Here is an 18,487-nt window from a genome sequence, read left to right as displayed (position 1 = left end):
GTACAGTGCGACGCATTATGTAAAGGATTATCTGCGTGTACATGCAGATTTGACCGCTTTTCTTGCTGTTTGTATATCCATGAAAATATTTAAATAATTTTTTTTTAATCGGGGGTATCTAATTGTAAACTCTTCCTGTCTTAGTATTAAACAAGCAGACGAATGAATTTACAGCAGGTAAAGAAAATTTTAATATTGATTGCAAATGAAAAATATTCTGATCAGCAGTTAAAGGAACTTTACTATTGGTTGGATCGGACTGATCTGGATGAATATACCGAGGTTTTAAATATCTGGGAAAATATAGCAGAAGAGGTCCCTTGTTCTCCGTTTGTAAATGCCGTGTTACTTTCCAGAATAGAAGATGGACTGGATAATATGGAGAGAGCGGGAAAACTTGTAAATGAGAGAAAAAAATGGCTTGGAAAAAGTTATGTGAGGGTGATGGGAGCCGCCGCTTCTTTGTTACTTATTGCTTTTGTTGGTCTGTTCTTTTACTACAAAAAAAATGAAAATTCAGAACATATTGTAAATGCGCATTTTGAAGCAGACATTCCTCCGGGAGGAAACAGGGCGATGCTGATTTTGGCAGATGGGTCAAAGGTTAATTTAAATGATCTGAAGAAGGGGCAAGTAGTTCCTGAAAAAGGCGTACAAATTGTGAAAAGTGCAGATGGGCAGTTGGTTTATTCAATAAAGGAGCAGGATGGAGATTTAGGACCTTCCCTCTACAATACCATACAAACTCCTGTTGGAGGACAATACCTTGTTTATTTACCTGATGGCAGCAAAGTTTGGCTAAATGCAGCTTCTTCTTTGCGCTATCCACTGGCTTTTAGCCATAAAGAGCGTATTGTTGAACTCACCGGAGAAGCCTATTTCGAAGTAGCTAAGGATAAAGCCAAACCTTTCCAGGTACGTACTACAAAACAAACAGTAGAAGTTTTAGGCACTCATTTTAACGTCAACAGCTATATGGACGAAACAGATACAAAGACAACTTTAGTAGAGGGCAGTGTACGTATACATACTGTTAAATATGGGAAAACAGTTGTACTTGTTCCGGGTGATCAGGCACAGGTTAGTGAGGGAGAAGTGAACATTAAACATGTCGATGTGAATGATGCTGCAGCTTGGAAGGATGGTTTCTTTGTATTTAATGATGAAAATATACCTTCGGTGATGCGTAAGATTTCCAGGTGGTACGATGTAGAAGTAATTTATGAGGGAAACGTCAGCAAAGATAAGGATCTGGCAGGTTCGGTATCCAAATTTAGCAATGTCTCAGAGATTTTAAAAACGTTGGAACTGACCCGATTGGTACATTTCAAGGTAAATGGAAAGAAAATTACAGTCATCGCAAATTAGAATAACCTAAATTAATATAACCCTAAACCTAACTAAACCGAAGACTATGAAGAAATAACGACTCAACACTAGGAGGTCTGAATAATAAACCGGGAAGTGCTTGGTACCACATCCCGGTATTGTCTGGACCTATTCAAATGAATTTTCGAAGCCCATTTATTATCAATCCAAACTAAACAAAAGTATGAATAAAATTATTCATTACCGGCCTGTGTCCAAACAAAGGCGGCTGCGTATTAAAAAACAGATTATCATGCGCATAAAAATAACCGTTGTGTTAATGACTGCTGCATTTTTACAGGTAAGTGCCAGTGGGTTTGCTCAAAAGATTTCTTTGTCAGAAAAGAAGATTTCACTTGAACAGCTATTTAACAAAATAAAAAAACAAAGCGGCTATACGTTTTTGTATAGCCCCCAGGAAATAAAAAAAACAAAACCGGTAACTATTCAAGTAAGCAATGTGCAGTTGAACAGTGTTCTTGACTTATGCCTGGAAGGCCAGTCTCTAACTTATGTGATCAATAAAAATGTAATTATTGTACGTGAAAAAGAGGAATCAATACCAGAAGCCGATTTAAGCTTCACAAAAATTACAGGTAAAGTAATAGATGCTAAAGGACTCCCTATTCCAGGTGTAACTGTAAGAATAAAAGACAAAAATATTGTTCGTGTGACTGATCGGGACGGGAACTTTAGCCTTGATGCAAATGAAGGGGATATCCTTGTTTTTACTTTTATTGGATATAAAAGAAAGGAGGTTGCAGTAAAAGGTGCCCAAACTTTAAGTGTTTTGCTTGAAGAAGATCGGTCACAACTACAGGATATTGTTGTAATTGGTTATGGTACCCAAAGTAAAAGAGAAACGACTTCCTCACTTGCTACTGTAAAGGGGACCCAGTTGCAGAATAAGCCGAGTGCATCTATAGAAGGTTTATTGCAAGGTCTTGTGCCTGGACTATTGGTGCAAAATAATTCTGGAATGCCAGGGGGAAGAAGCAATGTTCAGTTACGTGGGATCGCTGCCTTTTCTAATTCGGCTAATTCTAATGTGGTGAGTACTCCTTTATTTATCATTGATGGTGTTCCGCTGGAGCAAGATGTTTTTAATCCATCTGATCCAAGGCAGGCGATTACCAGTGTGCTTTCTGGTTTCAGTCCTTTTGATGTGGAGTCGGTAGATGTATTGAAGGATGCAGCTGCAACTGCAATTTACGGGTCAAGAGGTGCAAATGGCGTTATTGTGATCAACACAAAAAGGGGTAAGATCGGTAAACCAATTGTGAGCTTAAACTCTCAATTTGGATTAACATATTTCCCTGCACTGCGTAAAACGTTGGGTGGTAAAGCAGAACGTGATTTCAAAATCAATTTGTATAATCAGTTTAAAGCCTCTAAAATTGGGGGTGGGTATACTGATATTCCAATTGCGCTATCTGATAGTTTAAATAGTTTTTACAACAACAATACAGATTGGCAAAAATTGTACTTTAAAAGTGGAAACATAAAGAATGTGAACCTCGGAATCGGAGGCGCGAATGAGAATTCAAGTTATAGAATCGGAGCGGATTATTATGATGAGAGGGGAATAGTATTGGGATCCGGGTTTACAAGATATTCTTTGACTTATTCGGGTGTATTTAATCCTACGCCTAAATTGACCATTACAGGCCGGGCCAATCTTAGCCAAACGGATGCCAGTCAAAAAAGAGGGGATACTTATAATGCTGCGGTTATTGGTAATAATTTTTCTTCTTCTTTTCTTCCAAGTCCAAACAGTGGTTTTTTTGATGCCTTTCTTGAATCTTATAATAAAGGGGTTAATATTGACCTGACCAGAAGGGTGCTCGGTCAATTGGAAGCAAGTTATGATGTTTTTAAATTTCTAAACATTACCTCCAGGGCATCTGCAAATTATGAGTTTTATCGTACACGTACATTTTCACCCTCTGCTACAACCGGAAATCTTGGTACAGCAGCGTCTTATTATTCCAAAGAAAATGTAAACCTGCTTAGTGAAACCTTTATCAGGTTACACCATGTTTTCAATGATAAGCATGCTTTTGACTTTATGGCTGGTAATACAATCAATACAAGTCAGAACGATAATATATTTGGTTCTGCTTATGGCGGGCCGAGTGATGCCCAGCAGGTTATACAGGGTTATCCTCAGTCTAATCTGACCTTGTCTACTCATAACATCAAATATGGCTTGCTTTCCTATTATTCGAGGCTTTCTTACAATTATGAGAAGAAATATCTGATTCAGGGAGTTATCAGAGCAGACGCTTCTTCCAAATTTGGTAAGGACAAGCAGTGGGGATATTTTCCTTCTCTTTCTGCAGGATGGGTATTTACAAAAGAAGACTTTTTCAGCAAGAACATAGGCGACTGGTTCAACTTTGGTAAACTGAGGGCAAGTATGGGAAAATCGGGAGAGCAATACCAGGATAATTATCTGGCACAAGGTGCTTACAGCACAGGTGCAATAGGCACTAAGGATAACCCAGGAGGGGCAGGTAATAATGCAACCTACGGGGGTGTTCCGATCCTTTACCCCAATTACGATGGTGGAAACGGAGTGCCCTTGCCTGATCTGACCTGGCAAACCTCCAAAGAATACGGCGTCGGAGCAGATCTTGAGTTTTTTAAGAGCCGTTTGACCATGTCGCTGGACTATTATAATAAAACCAAAGATGGTTTCCTTTTTCCTGATCAGGTAAACAGTACCAGCGGTTATTCTTTAAGATATATTAATAGTGGAGCAGTAAGAAATACTGGTTTTGAAGCTTCTATCACGGGTTACATCACCGCTCCTGAAAAAGACTTTCAATATTCCGTAACGTTTATTGCCGGAACAAATAAAAACGTATTGACCAAGCTTCCGGATTTTGGAAGAAGCATCACAAGGGGTGGTTATCTGGGGGGAGCACCGTATTTGCAGATCGGCCGTCCTTTAAATGGATTTTATTTGCTGCACTATCTGGGGGTTTATCCGGATGATGCGTCGGTTCCTGTCAATAAATATACAGGGAAGAAACTCTATCCTAATGGAAGTGGATTCACCTCCCAAGATCCATACCATGCTGGTGATATCAGATTACAAGATGTGAATGGAGATGGTGTAATTGATGTCCGCGGAGTATCAGATAAAGTATATGCAGGAGATCCCAATCCAAAGGTGACAGGTAGTTTGTCCCATTCATTTAGTTATAAATTCAAAGATAACTCGCATTTGCAGCTGGATCTTTTCTTTAATTATTCATTTGGTGCCAAAGTGTATAATCAGGTATTGGCAGATCGGATTAAAGCAGTAAGCTGGACAGCTAGTCAGAATGTTAATTATCCTGGCGGACAGAGAAACCTGCTTGATGTTTCAGATCTTGATATATGGACGCCGACCCATACCAATGCCAAATACCCGGTACTGAATCCTTGGCGCTACTATGCAACTTCAAGTTATGACTTTATTGGAAATTATGATACCAATACAGATCTGTTTTTGGAAAACGGAAGTTTTGTCCGTTTGAACAATGTGACCTTGAGTTATGATTTTTCTCCTAAAATATTGAAGAAATTAAATATTAGAAGATTGAGGGTATACGGAGGAATGAACAATGTGTTTATTATTACCTCTTACACGGGCACTGATCCTGAAAATGTGGATTACTATGGTTATGATCAGGGGAATGGATACCCGATCCCATACAAATTTAACTTAGGTTTTAACTTTGAATTTTAAAGAGATGAACAGATTAATTAATCGAAAATCTAAACTAATTTATATTGCTTTAGTATCTTTTTTGCTGTTGTTTTCCTGCAAAAAGATTTTAAATCCGGATGTTATTGATATTCCTACCGATGCGAATGCAATTACAACTCCAGCTGATGTTGATAAAGCGCTAGCCGGGGCTTACGCGTTCTTACGTGCAGTAGTGCCTGATAAAGTATTCCTAATGGGAGATATGAGAGCGAATGTATTCTCAAGTTATTCTCAGAGTGTAAACGTGAGGCCGGAAACATTGATTGCAACCAATACTTCGGCTCAACTTATCAATAATGGAGGAGGAGATTGGTCTGGATTTTATCGGGTTATTGCACAGTGTAACTTGATTTTAGCGAAAATTCCTGCTATATCTTCTTACGATGCAGATATCAGAAAAAAGCATATCGGAGAGGCCAGTTTCGTTAGAGGGCTGAGCTATTTTTACTTATTGCGTTTTTGGGGGGATGTGCCTATCAATTTGAAAAGTGTTGATTTTGATAACCTGGCCAGATCGTCTCAGGCTGATGTAGTTAAGCAAATCAACGCGGATCTGGATGTTGCCATTGCCAATTTGAAAATTGATTATGGTACGGGTGATAAAGCCATACGTGCAACAAAAGGTGCTGCCTGGGCCATTAAAGCGCACGTGATGGGCTGGACACATGATTACGCTTCTTGCGAGAAATTATGTGATAGTGTGATTACACGTGGACAATATAAGCTGGTTACAGATACAACCAATCTGATCAGCATTTTTGTTGGTAAATCATCGGAAGGTATTTTCGAATTGAATTTTGATGCAAATCTAAGAGAAGTGCAGAAAAACAGGGTATTTAATCGTACGCTTGGAAGGCCTTGGTATACTGATGGCTCGGATGGAGGTGGGGGAACAGAACAGTTCTTGCTTTGTCCAACAAGAGATCAGCTATACGAAATGTTTCCTGAAAAAACGGTTGATGCAAGAAGATTCACCTGGTTTATTAAAGAATATTATAAAAATGATAAGCTCAAGGATAACCGTTTTTATTTTGGAAAATACAGGACCCTTCAACTAAAAGGGGATACTACATCACAAAATATTAATGAATCTAATATTATTATTACCAGGTTACCTGATATTATGCTTTTAAGGGCCGAGGCACTGGCCACACCTACACTTGGAAGGACAGCAGAAGCGATTGATTTGTTGAATGCAGTAAGGGGAAGGGCAAAAGCACAATCCTACAAGGGCGGTGGAGATCTCCAGGACACCATTCTGCTGGAACGTAAAAAGGAGCTGATTGGGGAAGGACAATATTTCTTTGACCTGGTTAGGACAAGGAAGCTCGCTAAAAATTCTTTGATCACCAGTTCAGACTGGTATGACAAGGGGGCCTGGTTACTGCCTATCAATCAAACGATTATTGCGAAAAGCAATTTTGTAATTACTCAGAATGACTTCTGGAAATAGCTGTTCAATAATTTAATTGATAAATAGAATTAATATGAAACATAGTTCATTTAAAAACTTCTTTTTGTTAGCCTTTGCGACTAGTCTGGCCATTTCAGCTTGCAAAAAGAACGAATATTTTATAGATGGTGGTCTTTCTCAGCAATCGGAAGCCGAAAAGAACATGACTACTTATGATTTTCTGGCCAGCAGGCCGAATCATGTGTTTGATTCTCTGGTAAAGATCATTACCCTGACCAATACAAAAGGGTTGATCAACCAGAATAATATTACGCTTTATGCCGCTCCTAATGAGGCTATTATGCGTTTCCAGAGAAGGTTTACGCCAAGTGACAAGCAAGCGCCTCGGCCATTGGCCAAAATAGGGGTGGATACGTTGAAAATGTTATTAAACAGATTGATCATTCCGGGATATAAAATAACGCTGGAACAGGCTGTTGGTGATAAGCTTCGGACCTATAAAGATAATAATGGAGATAGCATTAATGTATATGGAAAAGGGGGAGGAGTACAGCCAGGAAGTTCTGTTCAGACATCTGCCTACTACATGGAATATGAGCATAGAAAGATTAAAAAAGTTGACTCGGTGAATTATACGGGCAGTATACAGACTCATAATCTGATCACAGCAAATGCAAGAATTCATGTACTGTCTCCAGGATCGAATTTTGGTCTAGGTCTAAAACAGAAATATTACAGGGAAACAGATAATTAACATTTAATTTAAACATAATGAAGACTTTAATGAAAATATATGCCCTTTGTCTTTTGTCTTTTGCCTTATTTTTATGCGCTTGCAAAAAGGACAATAAAGATGGGTTTTTAAGCCCGGCTCTGAAGTATACCAATCCGTCTATAAATGTATCTGTGGGTGCCAGTTTAATCCAATCTGGGGCTATGAATACTGATGAATCCACGAAGCCATTGGAATTTAGTATAGATGCCATACACAATGCTGATGGCAGTTTAGCAACCAAAGTAATGAATTATAAAGTGGATACTTATTTTTGGCAGGCTGAATATACGGGAAAAGAGAAAACGAATAAGGAACTGGATGCCAAACGTACAAAGGTGAACAGACCTGCAATTGATATCAATCCAGCAAACGGAAATATTATAATTTATCCGGAGGCGACGGATAGTTTACAGCTTACCAAAGGAAAATATATCATTGATGTGAAAGTGAAAAATAGTGCGGAAGAAAGAGTGATTAAAAGCGCCTTGACCATTAATGTTTCTTATTCTGCGCCTTATTTTTATCGTTTTCAAGGTGTGGATGGAAACCTGAAATCTATAACGGTTACTTTTAAGAGGCTTCAGAATACAGGGAATAAGATCACTGTGTATACCCTTAAAAATGATGGAACACCAATTGATCCAAAGAAACTGCTTGGTTATGACTATGCCTCTCCACCAGCGCCGTCGGATTTAAAGGACTGGCATAATCTTGGGTTAGGGAATCCAACAGTATATAAAGAATTGCCAGACCGTCTGGAGCTGGAAATTGCTGGCTTCCCGCTCCCATTTGTTGCAGGTCAGGTGCTCAGAATAGACATGTACAACAATGGGGATGTTAACGGTGCTTATTTTAATTACTGGTTTGATATGGCCATTCTTAAAGATGGTGTTTGGGAAGTGACCATTCAGCTGAAATACTAGACGAATTGCCCGCTCCAAATTGTAAGCTGCTTCCCGATAGTCATCGGGGGCGGCTTATTTTTTTATATCGCATACTGTTTTGCCAAAATAGAGTAGTTTAAATTCACCCGAATTGCAGACCTTCATGCCTATAGAATATATTTATAATTTATGGTGCGTTATTTTTTAGTGTTTGTTTTTATATTGTCTGCTGCCTGGGCGAAATCTGAAGTTCCAAAACAGCTTAAGGAAGTGTTTGTTTCGGTAAATGGGAGTGATCATAATTCTGGCACTATACAATCTCCATACAAATCTTTATCTAAAGCTTTATTTGTCTGTCAAGGCCTTAAAAGTATGGATGTGAGGATTTTATTGAGGTCTGGAACTTATTATTTGGATAAGGCCATTCTTTTGAATTCAAATGACTTGAAGTGCAGGTCTTTAAAGATGGAAAGTTATGCACAGGAAAAGGTGGTGATCAGTGCGGGCCGGAAGCTCGATCTGAATTGGGAACCTTTTCGGGACGGGATATATAAAGCGAAGGTACCTGCGGGTATTGTATTTGAGCGTCTTTATATCAACGGGATGGTGCAGCAAATGGCCAGATATCCAAATTACGATCCAAAAGCAAGGGTTTTTAATGGTACGGCGAGCGATGCTATTGATGCAAAAAAAGTACAGGGTTGGAAAAATCCTACCGGAGGATATGTTCATGCTTTACATGCCGGAGAATGGGGCAGCTGGGATTATCTGATTACAGGTAAAGATGAAAATGGAAAATTAAGTCTGGAAGGTGGGTGGCAAAACAACAGGCCCTCTGAGATGCACAAACAGTACCGCTTTGTAGAGAATATTATGGAGGAGCTGGACTATCCCGGAGAGTGGTATCTGGATAGAAAAAATGAAACGGTGTTTTATTATCCTGGTGGCAATGTGAATTTGAAAATAGCGCTTGTGCAGGTGTCAAATCTTAAAAACAGTATCGAATTAAAAGGGAGTTTATCGCAGCCTGTTCAAAATGTGGAATTAAAAGGATTAGCTTTTGAGCATAATGAACGCAGCTTTATGGATACCAAGGAGCACTTGCTGAGGAGCGACTGGACGATATATCGTGGTGGTGCAGTTCTTTTTGATGGAACCTCGAATTGTAAAATAACGAATTGTAGTTTTACAGGTTTGGGTGGAAATGCCATTATGTTGAGTAATTATAATCTGAGAGACAGTGTTACAGGTTGTTATGTAGCTCATATAGGTGCGAGTGCAGTGTGTTTTGTAGGAAATAAAAGTGCAGTGCGTTCTCCGCTTTTTAATTATAATGAATCACTGACTTATGATAAAATTGACAAAACACCTGGCCCGCTTAACCAAGATTATCCGCAGGATTGTGTGGTTGAGAACAATCTGCTTCATCACTTAGGCGAAATTGAAAAGCAAGCGACCGGAGTGGAAATTGATATATCTTCTTCAATTACGGTCAGTCATAACAGCATTTACAATACGCCGAGAGCTGGAATTAATATTGGCGATGGTTGCTGGGGAGGGCATGTCATTGCTTTTAATGACGTGTTTAATACGGTTCAGGAAACTGGAGACCATGGGGCATTTAATTCCTGGGGAAGGGATCGTTTCTGGAATCCTGACAGAGGGTATATGGATAGTATTGTTAAAGCACATCCGGAATTGATACTGCTTGATGCGAGAAAGCCAGTGTTGATTCATAACAATCGTTTCCGGTGCGATCATGGATGGGATATTGATCTGGATGATGGTTCTTCGAATTACCGTATTTACAACAATGTATGTTTAAATGGAGGTTTAAAATTACGGGAAGGCTTTTACCGGGTTGTAGAAAACAACATTATTATCAATAATTCTTTCCATCCGCATGTATGGTTTGAAAATAGCGGAGATGTGTTTGAACGCAATATTGTGACGAAAAATTACTTTCCAATCCGGATTAAGGATTGGGGCAAAAGGATAGATTACAATGTGTTTTTTAATGCAGCGGATCTCGGTATGGCACAAAATTCAGGTACGGACAAGCATAGTATTTGGGGAGATGTGAAGTTTAAAAATGCAGATAGGGGAGATTATACTTTAATGCCGAATTCGCCTGCACTGGTTGTAGGTTTCAAGAATATACCTATGAATCAGTTTGGTGTTCAGAAAGCATCATTAAAGAAAATTGCTCTACAGGCGGAAATTTCTCCGCTTTTACAGACCTCAGGTTCTGCTGATGGGTTCGCCGTTGTTCCATTTCTCGGAGGGGAAATTAAATCGGTGAATGGGTTAGGAGACCGATCTGTATATGGGCTTCCTGATGAGAAGGGCGTAATTATCGTTCGGACCGGCAAAAATAGTTTGCTTTCTCAATCTGGTCTTCAGGATAAGGATGTGATCCGGGCTGCGGCCGGTAAGGAGATGGTCACTGTACAGGATTTACAGGAGGTAATTGAGTTGCAGAAGCGAAAATCTTCTGTTGTTATTGAAATTATGCGTAATCAGAAGGTGAAGGAGCTTGTACTGAAATTGAAATAAGCCAGACCTTCATCAAGTCCGGCTTATTTTAGTGGGTATGTTTATTTTTTCAGGACTTTTAACAGCTCCTTTGCTGCTTCTTCTGATGAAGCTGGATTTTGTCCGGTAATCAGCAGACCGTCTTTTAGAACATAAGATCCCCAATCTGCTCCTTTGCTATAAGTACCGCCAAGTTTTTGCAGTTCATCTTCAACTAAAAATGGTACTACATCTGTTAGTTGAACGGCAGCTTCTTCGCTGTTGGAGAAACCCGTTACTTGTTTTCCTTTAACTAAAGGATCGCCATTAGTTCCTTTTACTTTGATTAATACACCGGGAGCGTGGCATACAAAGGCAATTGGTTTTTCGTGATGGTTGAAAGCTTCAATAAGCTGGATAGAATTGGTGTCATTTGCAAGATCCCAAAGCGGCCCGTGGCCGCCCGGATAGAAAACGGCATCATAATCTTCTGCTTTTACTTCGCTTAGTTTTACGCTATGGGCTAGTTTTTCTTTTAATGCCTGATCCTTGTCAAATCTATGTGTTGCAGCTGTTTGAAAGTCGGGCAATTCACTTTTGGGATCAATAGGAGGTTGGCCACCTTTTGGTGACGCAATGGTGAGCTCTGCACCAGCATCGGCCAGTACATAATAGGGGGCAGCAAATTCTTCTACCCAGAAGCCTGTTTTTTCGCCTGTATTGCCCAGGTCGCTGTGTGATGTTAAGACAATCAGTATTTTCATAATTATTTTCATTTATATTTTATATGATGGATCTATTTAGTAACTCATTTCTACAATTTTCTCTGCGTCTGAAGGTGTAAGCGTTTTGTGTTCTCCTAATCCCATCCAGCTACGGTCGGTGAAGCGTTTGGCTATTTTCTCTGCAGTGCCCTGGTATTGATCGGTATATTCAGAGAGTTTGGTATTGATATCGAGTGAGTGGAAAAAATCTTCGGTTTTAGCGATGGCTGCCTTGGCAATTTCTTCGGTTGTTGCTCCTTTAACTCCCCAAACCCGGGCACCATATTGGGCTAGTTTTTCTTTTTTGGATTTCAGGAAATAACGATAGTGACTTGGTGCGATCACCGCGAGTGTCCTGGCGTGGTCAATCCCGTAAAGTGCAGTAAGCTCATGTCCCATAGCATGTATGGCCCAGTCGCCCGGAACGCCTTTTTGAATTAAACCATTTAAGGCCATGGTACAGCACCACATAAAGTTCGCTGCGGCTTCGTAGTCAGCCGGATCTTTAATTACTCTGGGTGCAATTTCTATCAGTGTTTGCAAAATGCTTTCTGCAAAGCGGTCCTGAAGGTAAGCTTGTACCGGATAAGTCATGTATTGTTCCAGGACGTGGGTAAAAGCATCTGTTATTCCATTGGCCAGCTGGCGTTTGGGAATAGAGGCTACTACCTGAGGGTCGAGGATGGAAAATTCCGGAAATAATCCCGGGCCACCCATTCCAAGTTTTTCCTGTGTCTCTGCGCGGGTAATCACTGCTCCGGAATTCATTTCCGATCCTGTTGCAGGGAGGGTTAAAACTGCTCCGAACGGCATTCCTTTTTCTGTTCTGATGCTTTTTCTGAGGATGTCCCAAGGTTCGGTACCAGTATACAGCGCCGCTGAAGACAGGAATTTTGTGCCATCTATAACTGATCCTCCACCGACAGCCAGTAAAAAGGTAATGTTTTCTTCTTTTATGATCTTTAGCGCCTGCATTAAAACCTCATATTCCGGATTAGCAGGAATACCACTGAATTCCAGATATTCAAAGCCATTCAGGCCTTGTTTAACCTGTTCGTAAACGCCGTTCTTTTTGATACTTCCGCCACCATATAGCATCAATACTTTTGCGCCTTTAGGTATTTCTTTTCCAAGATTTTCAATCTGTCCTTTTCCAAAAAGGATTTTGGTAGGATTCTTAAATTCGAAATTCTGCATGTTTATTTTTATTTAACTATACTACAATCTTTGTTTGATTTTGTTGATCAAAGTTAAACAGGTATGCAGAAATAGCAGTTGAGTGAACACACAAAAAAACTGTGATCTGGATCACATCCTTAATGATTGAGCCTGCTGAGACTTTCACGCGAAACACCCAGATACGAAGCCAGTAATGTTTTAGGGATGCGCTGCAGGAGGGAAGAGTTTAATTGCAGTAAACGATCATATCGTTCCTGAGGGTTTTTAAAGAGCAGAAGCCGGATCCGTTGCTGTAATGCAATATAGCCACCACCAGTTTTTTTAAGAAAGAAATTAGAGATCTCGTGAATTTCCCGGCAAAGTTTTTCCCGGTTTTCATAAGACAATATAAAGACCTCGCAATCTTCAATGCAATCAATGTTTAAGGTAGCCGGGGTTTTATTAACCAGCGCATGGTAGTCAGAGATCCACCAGTCTTCCATGGCAAACTGCAGAATATGTTCCCGTCCGTTTTCATCAATATAAAATGACTTCAGTAAACCCTTAATTACCCAAAATTCATTGTCTATTTTGTTGTCCTGCTGAACCAGGTATTGATGTTTTTTGAATTTCCGATAAGTGAAATGTGAAAAAACGTAGTCAAATACTTCATCTGAAATGGGAACTATTTTTTCAAAATGTGCTTTGAGCAACTGTTTCATCAAGAATGCTAATTTTTAGATCAGGATTGCAATTATAAGGGAAATAACATTAAGCTTTTCATTTGTCTATCCTTTTTTTTAGATTTTTCTTCTCTTTTGAAACCGTAATCAAATAGTTTTGAATATATGAAGAACACGATCTATCTTTTCTTTCTTTTATTTGTTGGCCAACCCTATCTAATGGCTCAAAATAAAGTTCAAATGAAACAGCTTATCGACGATCAGTTTCATTTTGCTGAAGACCAATATAAAGTGCTGGCTAAAAATGTTCCTGCTGAAGTGATGCCGAAAACCTACTATGCTAAAAGCGGAAAGATAGAAACCAGTGATACAAAGTGGTGGTGCAGTGGTTTTTACCCAGGTTCATTACTCTATATTTACGAATATACGGGAGATACAGCAATCTTAGCGGAAAGCAAAAGGCGACTGTCTATACTCGAGAAAGAGAAACACTATACGGGTAACCATGATTTGGGTTTTATGATGTTTTGCAGCTTTGGAAATGCATACAGGATTTTGAAGGAGGAGAAATACAAAGCGGTAATTGACACCTCGGCGAGCTCACTTGCAACCAGATATTGCCCTGCTGCAGGGGTCATTCAATCCTGGAATTCCAGTAAAACCTGGAAAGGGCCTGTGATTATTGACAACATGATGAACCTGGAGCTGTTGCTCTGGGCTAGTGCGCACGGTGGCGACTCAAAGTATAAACAGATTGCGGTTTCTCATGCGAACAAAACCCTGAAGAACCATTTCAGATCTGATTACAGTTCTTATCATGTGGTAGATTACGATATGTTGACTGGAAAAGTGATCAGAAGGGGAACAGCACAGGGGGCTGCAGATGAATCTGCCTGGAGCAGGGGCCAGGGCTGGGCTTTGTATGGCTATACCATGATGTATCGTTTTACAAAGGATCAAAAATACCTGGACCAAGCCATGCATATTGCTGATTTTATATTGAACCATCCAAATTTGCCTGCTGATGGAATTCCTTACTGGGATTTTAATGCACCAGGTATTCCGGATACTTACAGGGATGTCTCTGCAGGAGCTATCATTTCATCGGCTTTGCTGGAACTGGGGCAATATTCTACTGGAAAAAGCAAAAACAGGTTCGTTTCTGCCGCTAGAAAAATGGTTGTCTCTCTGTCTTCGGCTCAATACCGCTCGAAACCGGGAGAAAACGGTGGATTTTTATTATTGCACAGTGTAGGCGCATTACCTTTGAAATCTGAAGTAGATGTTCCCTTAACTTATGCAGACTATTATTTTCTGGAAGCCTTAGCCCGGTATAAAAAATGGTATTTATAGGTTGTTGTTTTTTAGCTCGTTTATAAATTCGCGTGGTGTCTTTTCATATTGTTTTTTGAATTCCCTGCTGAAATATTTAGGGTCGTTAAATCCGATCAGATAAGAGATTTCTGAAATGGTATAGTTTTTTTGCTCTAAAAGCTGTACCGCTCTTTTTAAACGTATGGATTTGATAAAGTCGTTTACAGACAGATCTGTGATTGCCCTGATCTTTTTATACAGGACCGGCTGGCTCATACCGGTTTCTGAAGCCAGGTCTGGCACTCCAAAACTTTGCTCAGACATGTGTGCTTCTATATATCGAATCACTTTTGTAATGAAAGCCTGGTCTGTTGATCCAATCTGGATGTTCTGTGGTTGCAGGGTGATCTGCTGCCCATATTTTATGCGCATCAGGTCTCTTGAATGGATGAGGTTTTTAATGTTCAGTTCCAAGAGTTCCATGCTGAATGGCTTCATGATATAGGCATCGGCGCCAGTTTCCAGTCCGGTTACCTGATGAATGTGGGAGGACCTGGCAGTGAGCAAGATGACAGGGATATGGCTTGTCCTTTCATCGGTCTTGAGTTTTCTGCAGAGTTCCAAACCGTCCATGACGGGCATCATCACATCACAAATGATCAAATCCGGCAAGAGTTCTATTGCGGTTTCCCAGCCTTTTAAGCCATCAATGCTTTCACTTACCTGGTAAGACAGACCGACAGATCCGGTAAGCAGTTGTCTGATTTCTGCATTGTCTTCTATGATCAGGATATGTTCTTTGTTAGGGATATCTTTTTTGCGGTCTTCCTCTGTTGAGATCAGGTTATTACTTAAATCGGCATTAAAAATGGGGTGAGTTTCCCTGGTCACTGCAAATTCTTCAGATTTGAAATGTGTTTTTCCTTTTTTTAATTTAACTGTAAAACACGTATCGCCAGGGGTATGTGCTGTGGCAGGAATGCTCTCAATGTCTATTGAACCATGATGTGCTTCTACAATGCTCTTGGAAAGTGCGAGTCCAATGCCCGACCCAATATGACTGGAGCCACGGTCATCCACCTGGAAGAAACTACTGAAAAGCTTGTTCTGGTTCTCATAGGAAATGCCACCACCGTTATCATGAACCTGAATTTCGACCTCGTCTTTATGCTCAATTATCCTTAGTGTGATGGTGCCATTGTCCTTTGTAAATTTAAAGGCATTGCTCAACAGATTAAACAATACCTTTTCGAGGTGCTTTCTGTCAAAAAAGATCTCTATGGAATCTTTTGAGGATTCAAAATTGTATGTGATGTTCTTTTCTATAGCTACATGCTGGAAGGCGAGGAAAATCTCTTTGCAAAAAATAATGATATCATCCGCGCTAACGTATAATTTCAAATGGCCGGTTTCTGCTTTTCTGAAATCCATCAGCTCGGTAATCAGCCGCATTAAACGATCTGCATTGTTCTTTATAGGAATGATCTGTCTGCTGATCTCCAGATTATCCTGTGTGTTCTTTAGCAGATTTTCAAGAGGGGTGAGAATCAAAGTTAGCGGGGTGCGTATTTCGTGAGAAATATTGGTGAAAAAATCCAGCTTCATTTGTTGCAAATCTACAGATCGTTTTAATAAGGCCTTAATGAAAAGGTACCTGACCACCAGGAATAGTATCACAGAAAAGATGAGCAGATAAGCACAGTAAGCCCACCAACTGGCCCATATGGGCGGGCGGATCTTTATTTTTATGCTTACAGATCCCTTGCCAGGGATACCATCATTGTTTATGCCTTTGACCGTAAATACATATTCTCCAGGAGGGAGGTTGGTATAGGTTGCACTGGGTGTATGAATATAGGTCCAGTCCTTTTCATAGCCGCCCAATTTATAGGTATATCTGTTTTTATCTGATTTAATATAGTTTAAGAGTGCAAAACCAATAGTGAAATGGTTCTGATCGTGGGCAAAAATGATTTCTTTCTGGCTGTTGATGTCTTCTTTCAGTAATTTGTCGGGGCCGTTGACTTCGACTGGTTGATTGAATAATTTTAATCCTGTAAATACAATAGGCGCAGTGGATGTATTGATTTCTATCTGATCTGGAAAAAAGGTGGTTAGCCCATTATAGCCTCCAAAATAGAACTCACCTTTACTGTCTTTAAAAAAGGACCTGACATTGAATTCATTTCCGGCCAGACCGTCACTTCTGGTATAGTTTCTGAATTTTCCTGTTCTGGGGTCTAGTTTAGATAGACCATTATCTGTACTGATCCATAAATTGCCGTTTTCATCTTCTATGATTCCCAGTACATTGTTGTTTGATAACCCCTCTTTTTCTGTATACGTTTTAAAATGATTCGTTTTTGGGTTGTAGCGGCTTATGCCTTCAAAATGAGTTCCTATCCATAGATCACCTTTTGTGCTTTGGGCGATACAATTTATGTAGTCTGACTGTAAGCGATTGCTGTCTATAGGTTTTTTTAGAAAATAACTCAGTTTTCCGGTTTGAGGATCATACCGGTGCAATCCGGCTACAGTGCCTATCCATAATTTTCTTTGCTGGTCTTCAAACAGGACCTGTATGCTTTTGTTTTTCAGACTTTTTTCTACGGTGCTTTTGACCGTGTGTTCTGCATATCGTCCATTTACTTTTTTCAGCAGGTTCAGTCCATCTAAAGAGCCGATCCAGGTATTCCCATAGCTATCCTCGTTAATAGCAATAATTTCTGCTGTTCCAATATCATTTTTATAATTCCTTACATTAACAATGTGTCTGAAGTTCTTTGTAACGGGGTCAAAGAAATTTAATCCGCCATGGTGGGTACCAATCAAAAGATTGCCTTTTTTATTTCTGTAGATTGTTTTGACAAGGTTAGAGGTTAAACTGCTGTTGTCTGTAGGTTTATTCTTATAATGGGTATAAGTTTGAGTAGAGCGGTTGTAATAATTTAGCCCGCCACCTTCCGTTCCAATCCATAAGTTGTGCTGTTCATCTTCTACAATGGAACTGATCACATTACTGCTCAGACTGGAATGCTGTTTGTTGTTCTGCTGCACGTTAAATGCTGTAGAATAGGGATAAGCAAAATTGACGCCTCCATAATAGGTCCCTATCCACATGGTTCCACTCACGTCCTGAAAAATACTGTGAACAGAGTTTTGGGCAATACTCGATTTGAGCTCAGGATCATGCTGGTAATTCGTGAAACTTTTAGTTACAGGATTCAATATACTTAAACCTTCCTGGGTACCAATCCACAACATGCCATCATTTCTAAGTGCAATTGTACGGATGTCGTTGTGAACAATAGAGTTTTTGTCCTTATTGCTATGGGTAAAGGAAGTGAAAGACTGATCATTTTCTTGATAGAGATTGATCCCATTATCTGTTCCGATCCAGATGTTTTGCCGGGCATCCATTGCAATACTGGTGATATAGCTTGAACTGATGCTGTTTGCTTTGCCCTGCTGATTTTGGAAGAGCTGGTACTGCATATGGCCATTCTCAAAATGAACCTTCATCAGACCATCTGTGCTGCCTACCCAGAGAAATCCATGTTGATCCATCAAAATAGCGGTTATTGAATTTTGGTTAGGGTGAGCCAGGGTATCCTTAAAGGAATACAGTTTAAAGGTATTTGTTTTTCTATCCAGTTTATTCAGCCCTTTATAGGTACCAATCCAAAGATTCTTGTTCCTATCTTCATAAATATACTCTATGGAATTGTTGCTAATGGCCGTTTTATCTTTTGAATTGGTCAGAAAACGCGTGAAACTATCTTTTTGACGATCGTACTTGTTTAAGCCTTTGCTTGTGCCTATCCAGAGGTCGCCTTTGGAATCAATATAGGTA

Annotated in this window: 11 protein-coding genes; 7 read left to right on the top strand and 4 right to left on the bottom strand. The window is 39.9% G+C overall.

Translation table 11 applies throughout. From position 1 onward, the window contains the following. Positions 1 to 162 precede the first annotated feature (162 nt). The 6 genes from DBR11_RS28035 to DBR11_RS28010 all read left to right on the top strand — a co-directional run bounded on the left by DBR11_RS28035 (position 163) and on the right by DBR11_RS28010 (position 10,757). Positions 163 to 1,368, top strand: a complete 1,206-nt coding sequence (locus tag DBR11_RS28035; RefSeq protein WP_108555839.1) for a FecR family protein — start codon at positions 163 to 165, stop codon at positions 1,366 to 1,368. 253 nt (positions 1,369 to 1,621) lie between these two features. After that, entirely contained in the window at positions 1,622 to 5,107 is a 3,486-nt protein-coding gene (locus DBR11_RS28030) for a SusC/RagA family TonB-linked outer membrane protein (protein ID WP_158275403.1), read from the top strand. A 4-nt stretch (positions 5,108 to 5,111) separates the two neighbouring features. Next, entirely contained in the window at positions 5,112 to 6,581 is a 1,470-nt protein-coding gene (locus DBR11_RS28025) for a RagB/SusD family nutrient uptake outer membrane protein (RefSeq protein WP_146186697.1), read from the top strand. A 34-nt stretch (positions 6,582 to 6,615) separates the two neighbouring features. Then, positions 6,616 to 7,296, top strand: a complete 681-nt coding sequence (locus tag DBR11_RS28020) for a hypothetical protein (protein WP_108555836.1) — start codon at positions 6,616 to 6,618, stop codon at positions 7,294 to 7,296. Between the two features lie 29 nt (positions 7,297 to 7,325). Beyond that, positions 7,326 to 8,240, top strand: a complete 915-nt coding sequence (locus DBR11_RS28015) for a DUF5007 domain-containing protein (RefSeq protein ID WP_199233988.1) — start codon at positions 7,326 to 7,328, stop codon at positions 8,238 to 8,240. A gap of 150 nt (positions 8,241 to 8,390) precedes the next feature. Beyond that, complete coding sequence (locus DBR11_RS28010) at positions 8,391 to 10,757, top strand: PDZ domain-containing protein (protein ID WP_108555834.1); 2,367 nt, start codon at positions 8,391 to 8,393, stop codon at positions 10,755 to 10,757. A 41-nt stretch (positions 10,758 to 10,798) separates the two neighbouring features. Here the strand turns inward: DBR11_RS28010 and DBR11_RS28005 are convergent, their stop codons facing one another. The 3 genes from DBR11_RS28005 to DBR11_RS27995 all read right to left on the bottom strand — a co-directional run bounded on the left by DBR11_RS28005 (position 10,799) and on the right by DBR11_RS27995 (position 13,359). Continuing rightward, positions 10,799 to 11,479 (bottom strand): type 1 glutamine amidotransferase domain-containing protein, encoded by a 681-nt coding sequence (locus DBR11_RS28005; RefSeq protein ID WP_108555840.1) that lies wholly within the window; start codon positions 11,477 to 11,479, stop codon positions 10,799 to 10,801. Positions 11,480 to 11,515: 36 nt separating this feature from the next. Next, the gene (locus DBR11_RS28000; protein WP_108555833.1) at positions 11,516 to 12,676 is read right to left on the bottom strand and encodes an iron-containing alcohol dehydrogenase; all 1,161 of its coding nucleotides are present in this window, start codon (positions 12,674 to 12,676) and stop codon (positions 11,516 to 11,518) included. A 119-nt stretch (positions 12,677 to 12,795) separates the two neighbouring features. Beyond that, positions 12,796 to 13,359, bottom strand: coding sequence for a Crp/Fnr family transcriptional regulator (locus DBR11_RS27995; protein WP_108555832.1), 564 nt, complete (start codon positions 13,357 to 13,359; stop codon positions 12,796 to 12,798). A gap of 201 nt (positions 13,360 to 13,560) precedes the next feature. Between DBR11_RS27995 and DBR11_RS27990 the strand changes: the two genes are divergently transcribed. Next, entirely contained in the window at positions 13,561 to 14,673 is a 1,113-nt protein-coding gene (locus DBR11_RS27990; RefSeq protein WP_369974469.1) for a glycoside hydrolase family 88 protein, read from the top strand. Here the strand turns inward: DBR11_RS27990 and DBR11_RS27985 are convergent. Then, positions 14,668 to 18,487, bottom strand: a 3,820-nt coding sequence (locus tag DBR11_RS27985; protein WP_108555830.1) for a hybrid sensor histidine kinase/response regulator transcription factor, incomplete at its 5' end; no start/stop codon positions are given. The two genes, DBR11_RS27990 and DBR11_RS27985, sit on opposite strands and share 6 nt — an antisense overlap.

The organism is Pedobacter sp. HMWF019 (assembly GCF_003061025.1).
Taxonomy (GTDB): Bacteria; Bacteroidota; Bacteroidia; order Sphingobacteriales; family Sphingobacteriaceae; genus Pedobacter.
The sequence above is the reverse complement of the archived record's forward strand: the minus strand, read 5'-3'. Positions and strand labels throughout refer to the sequence as shown.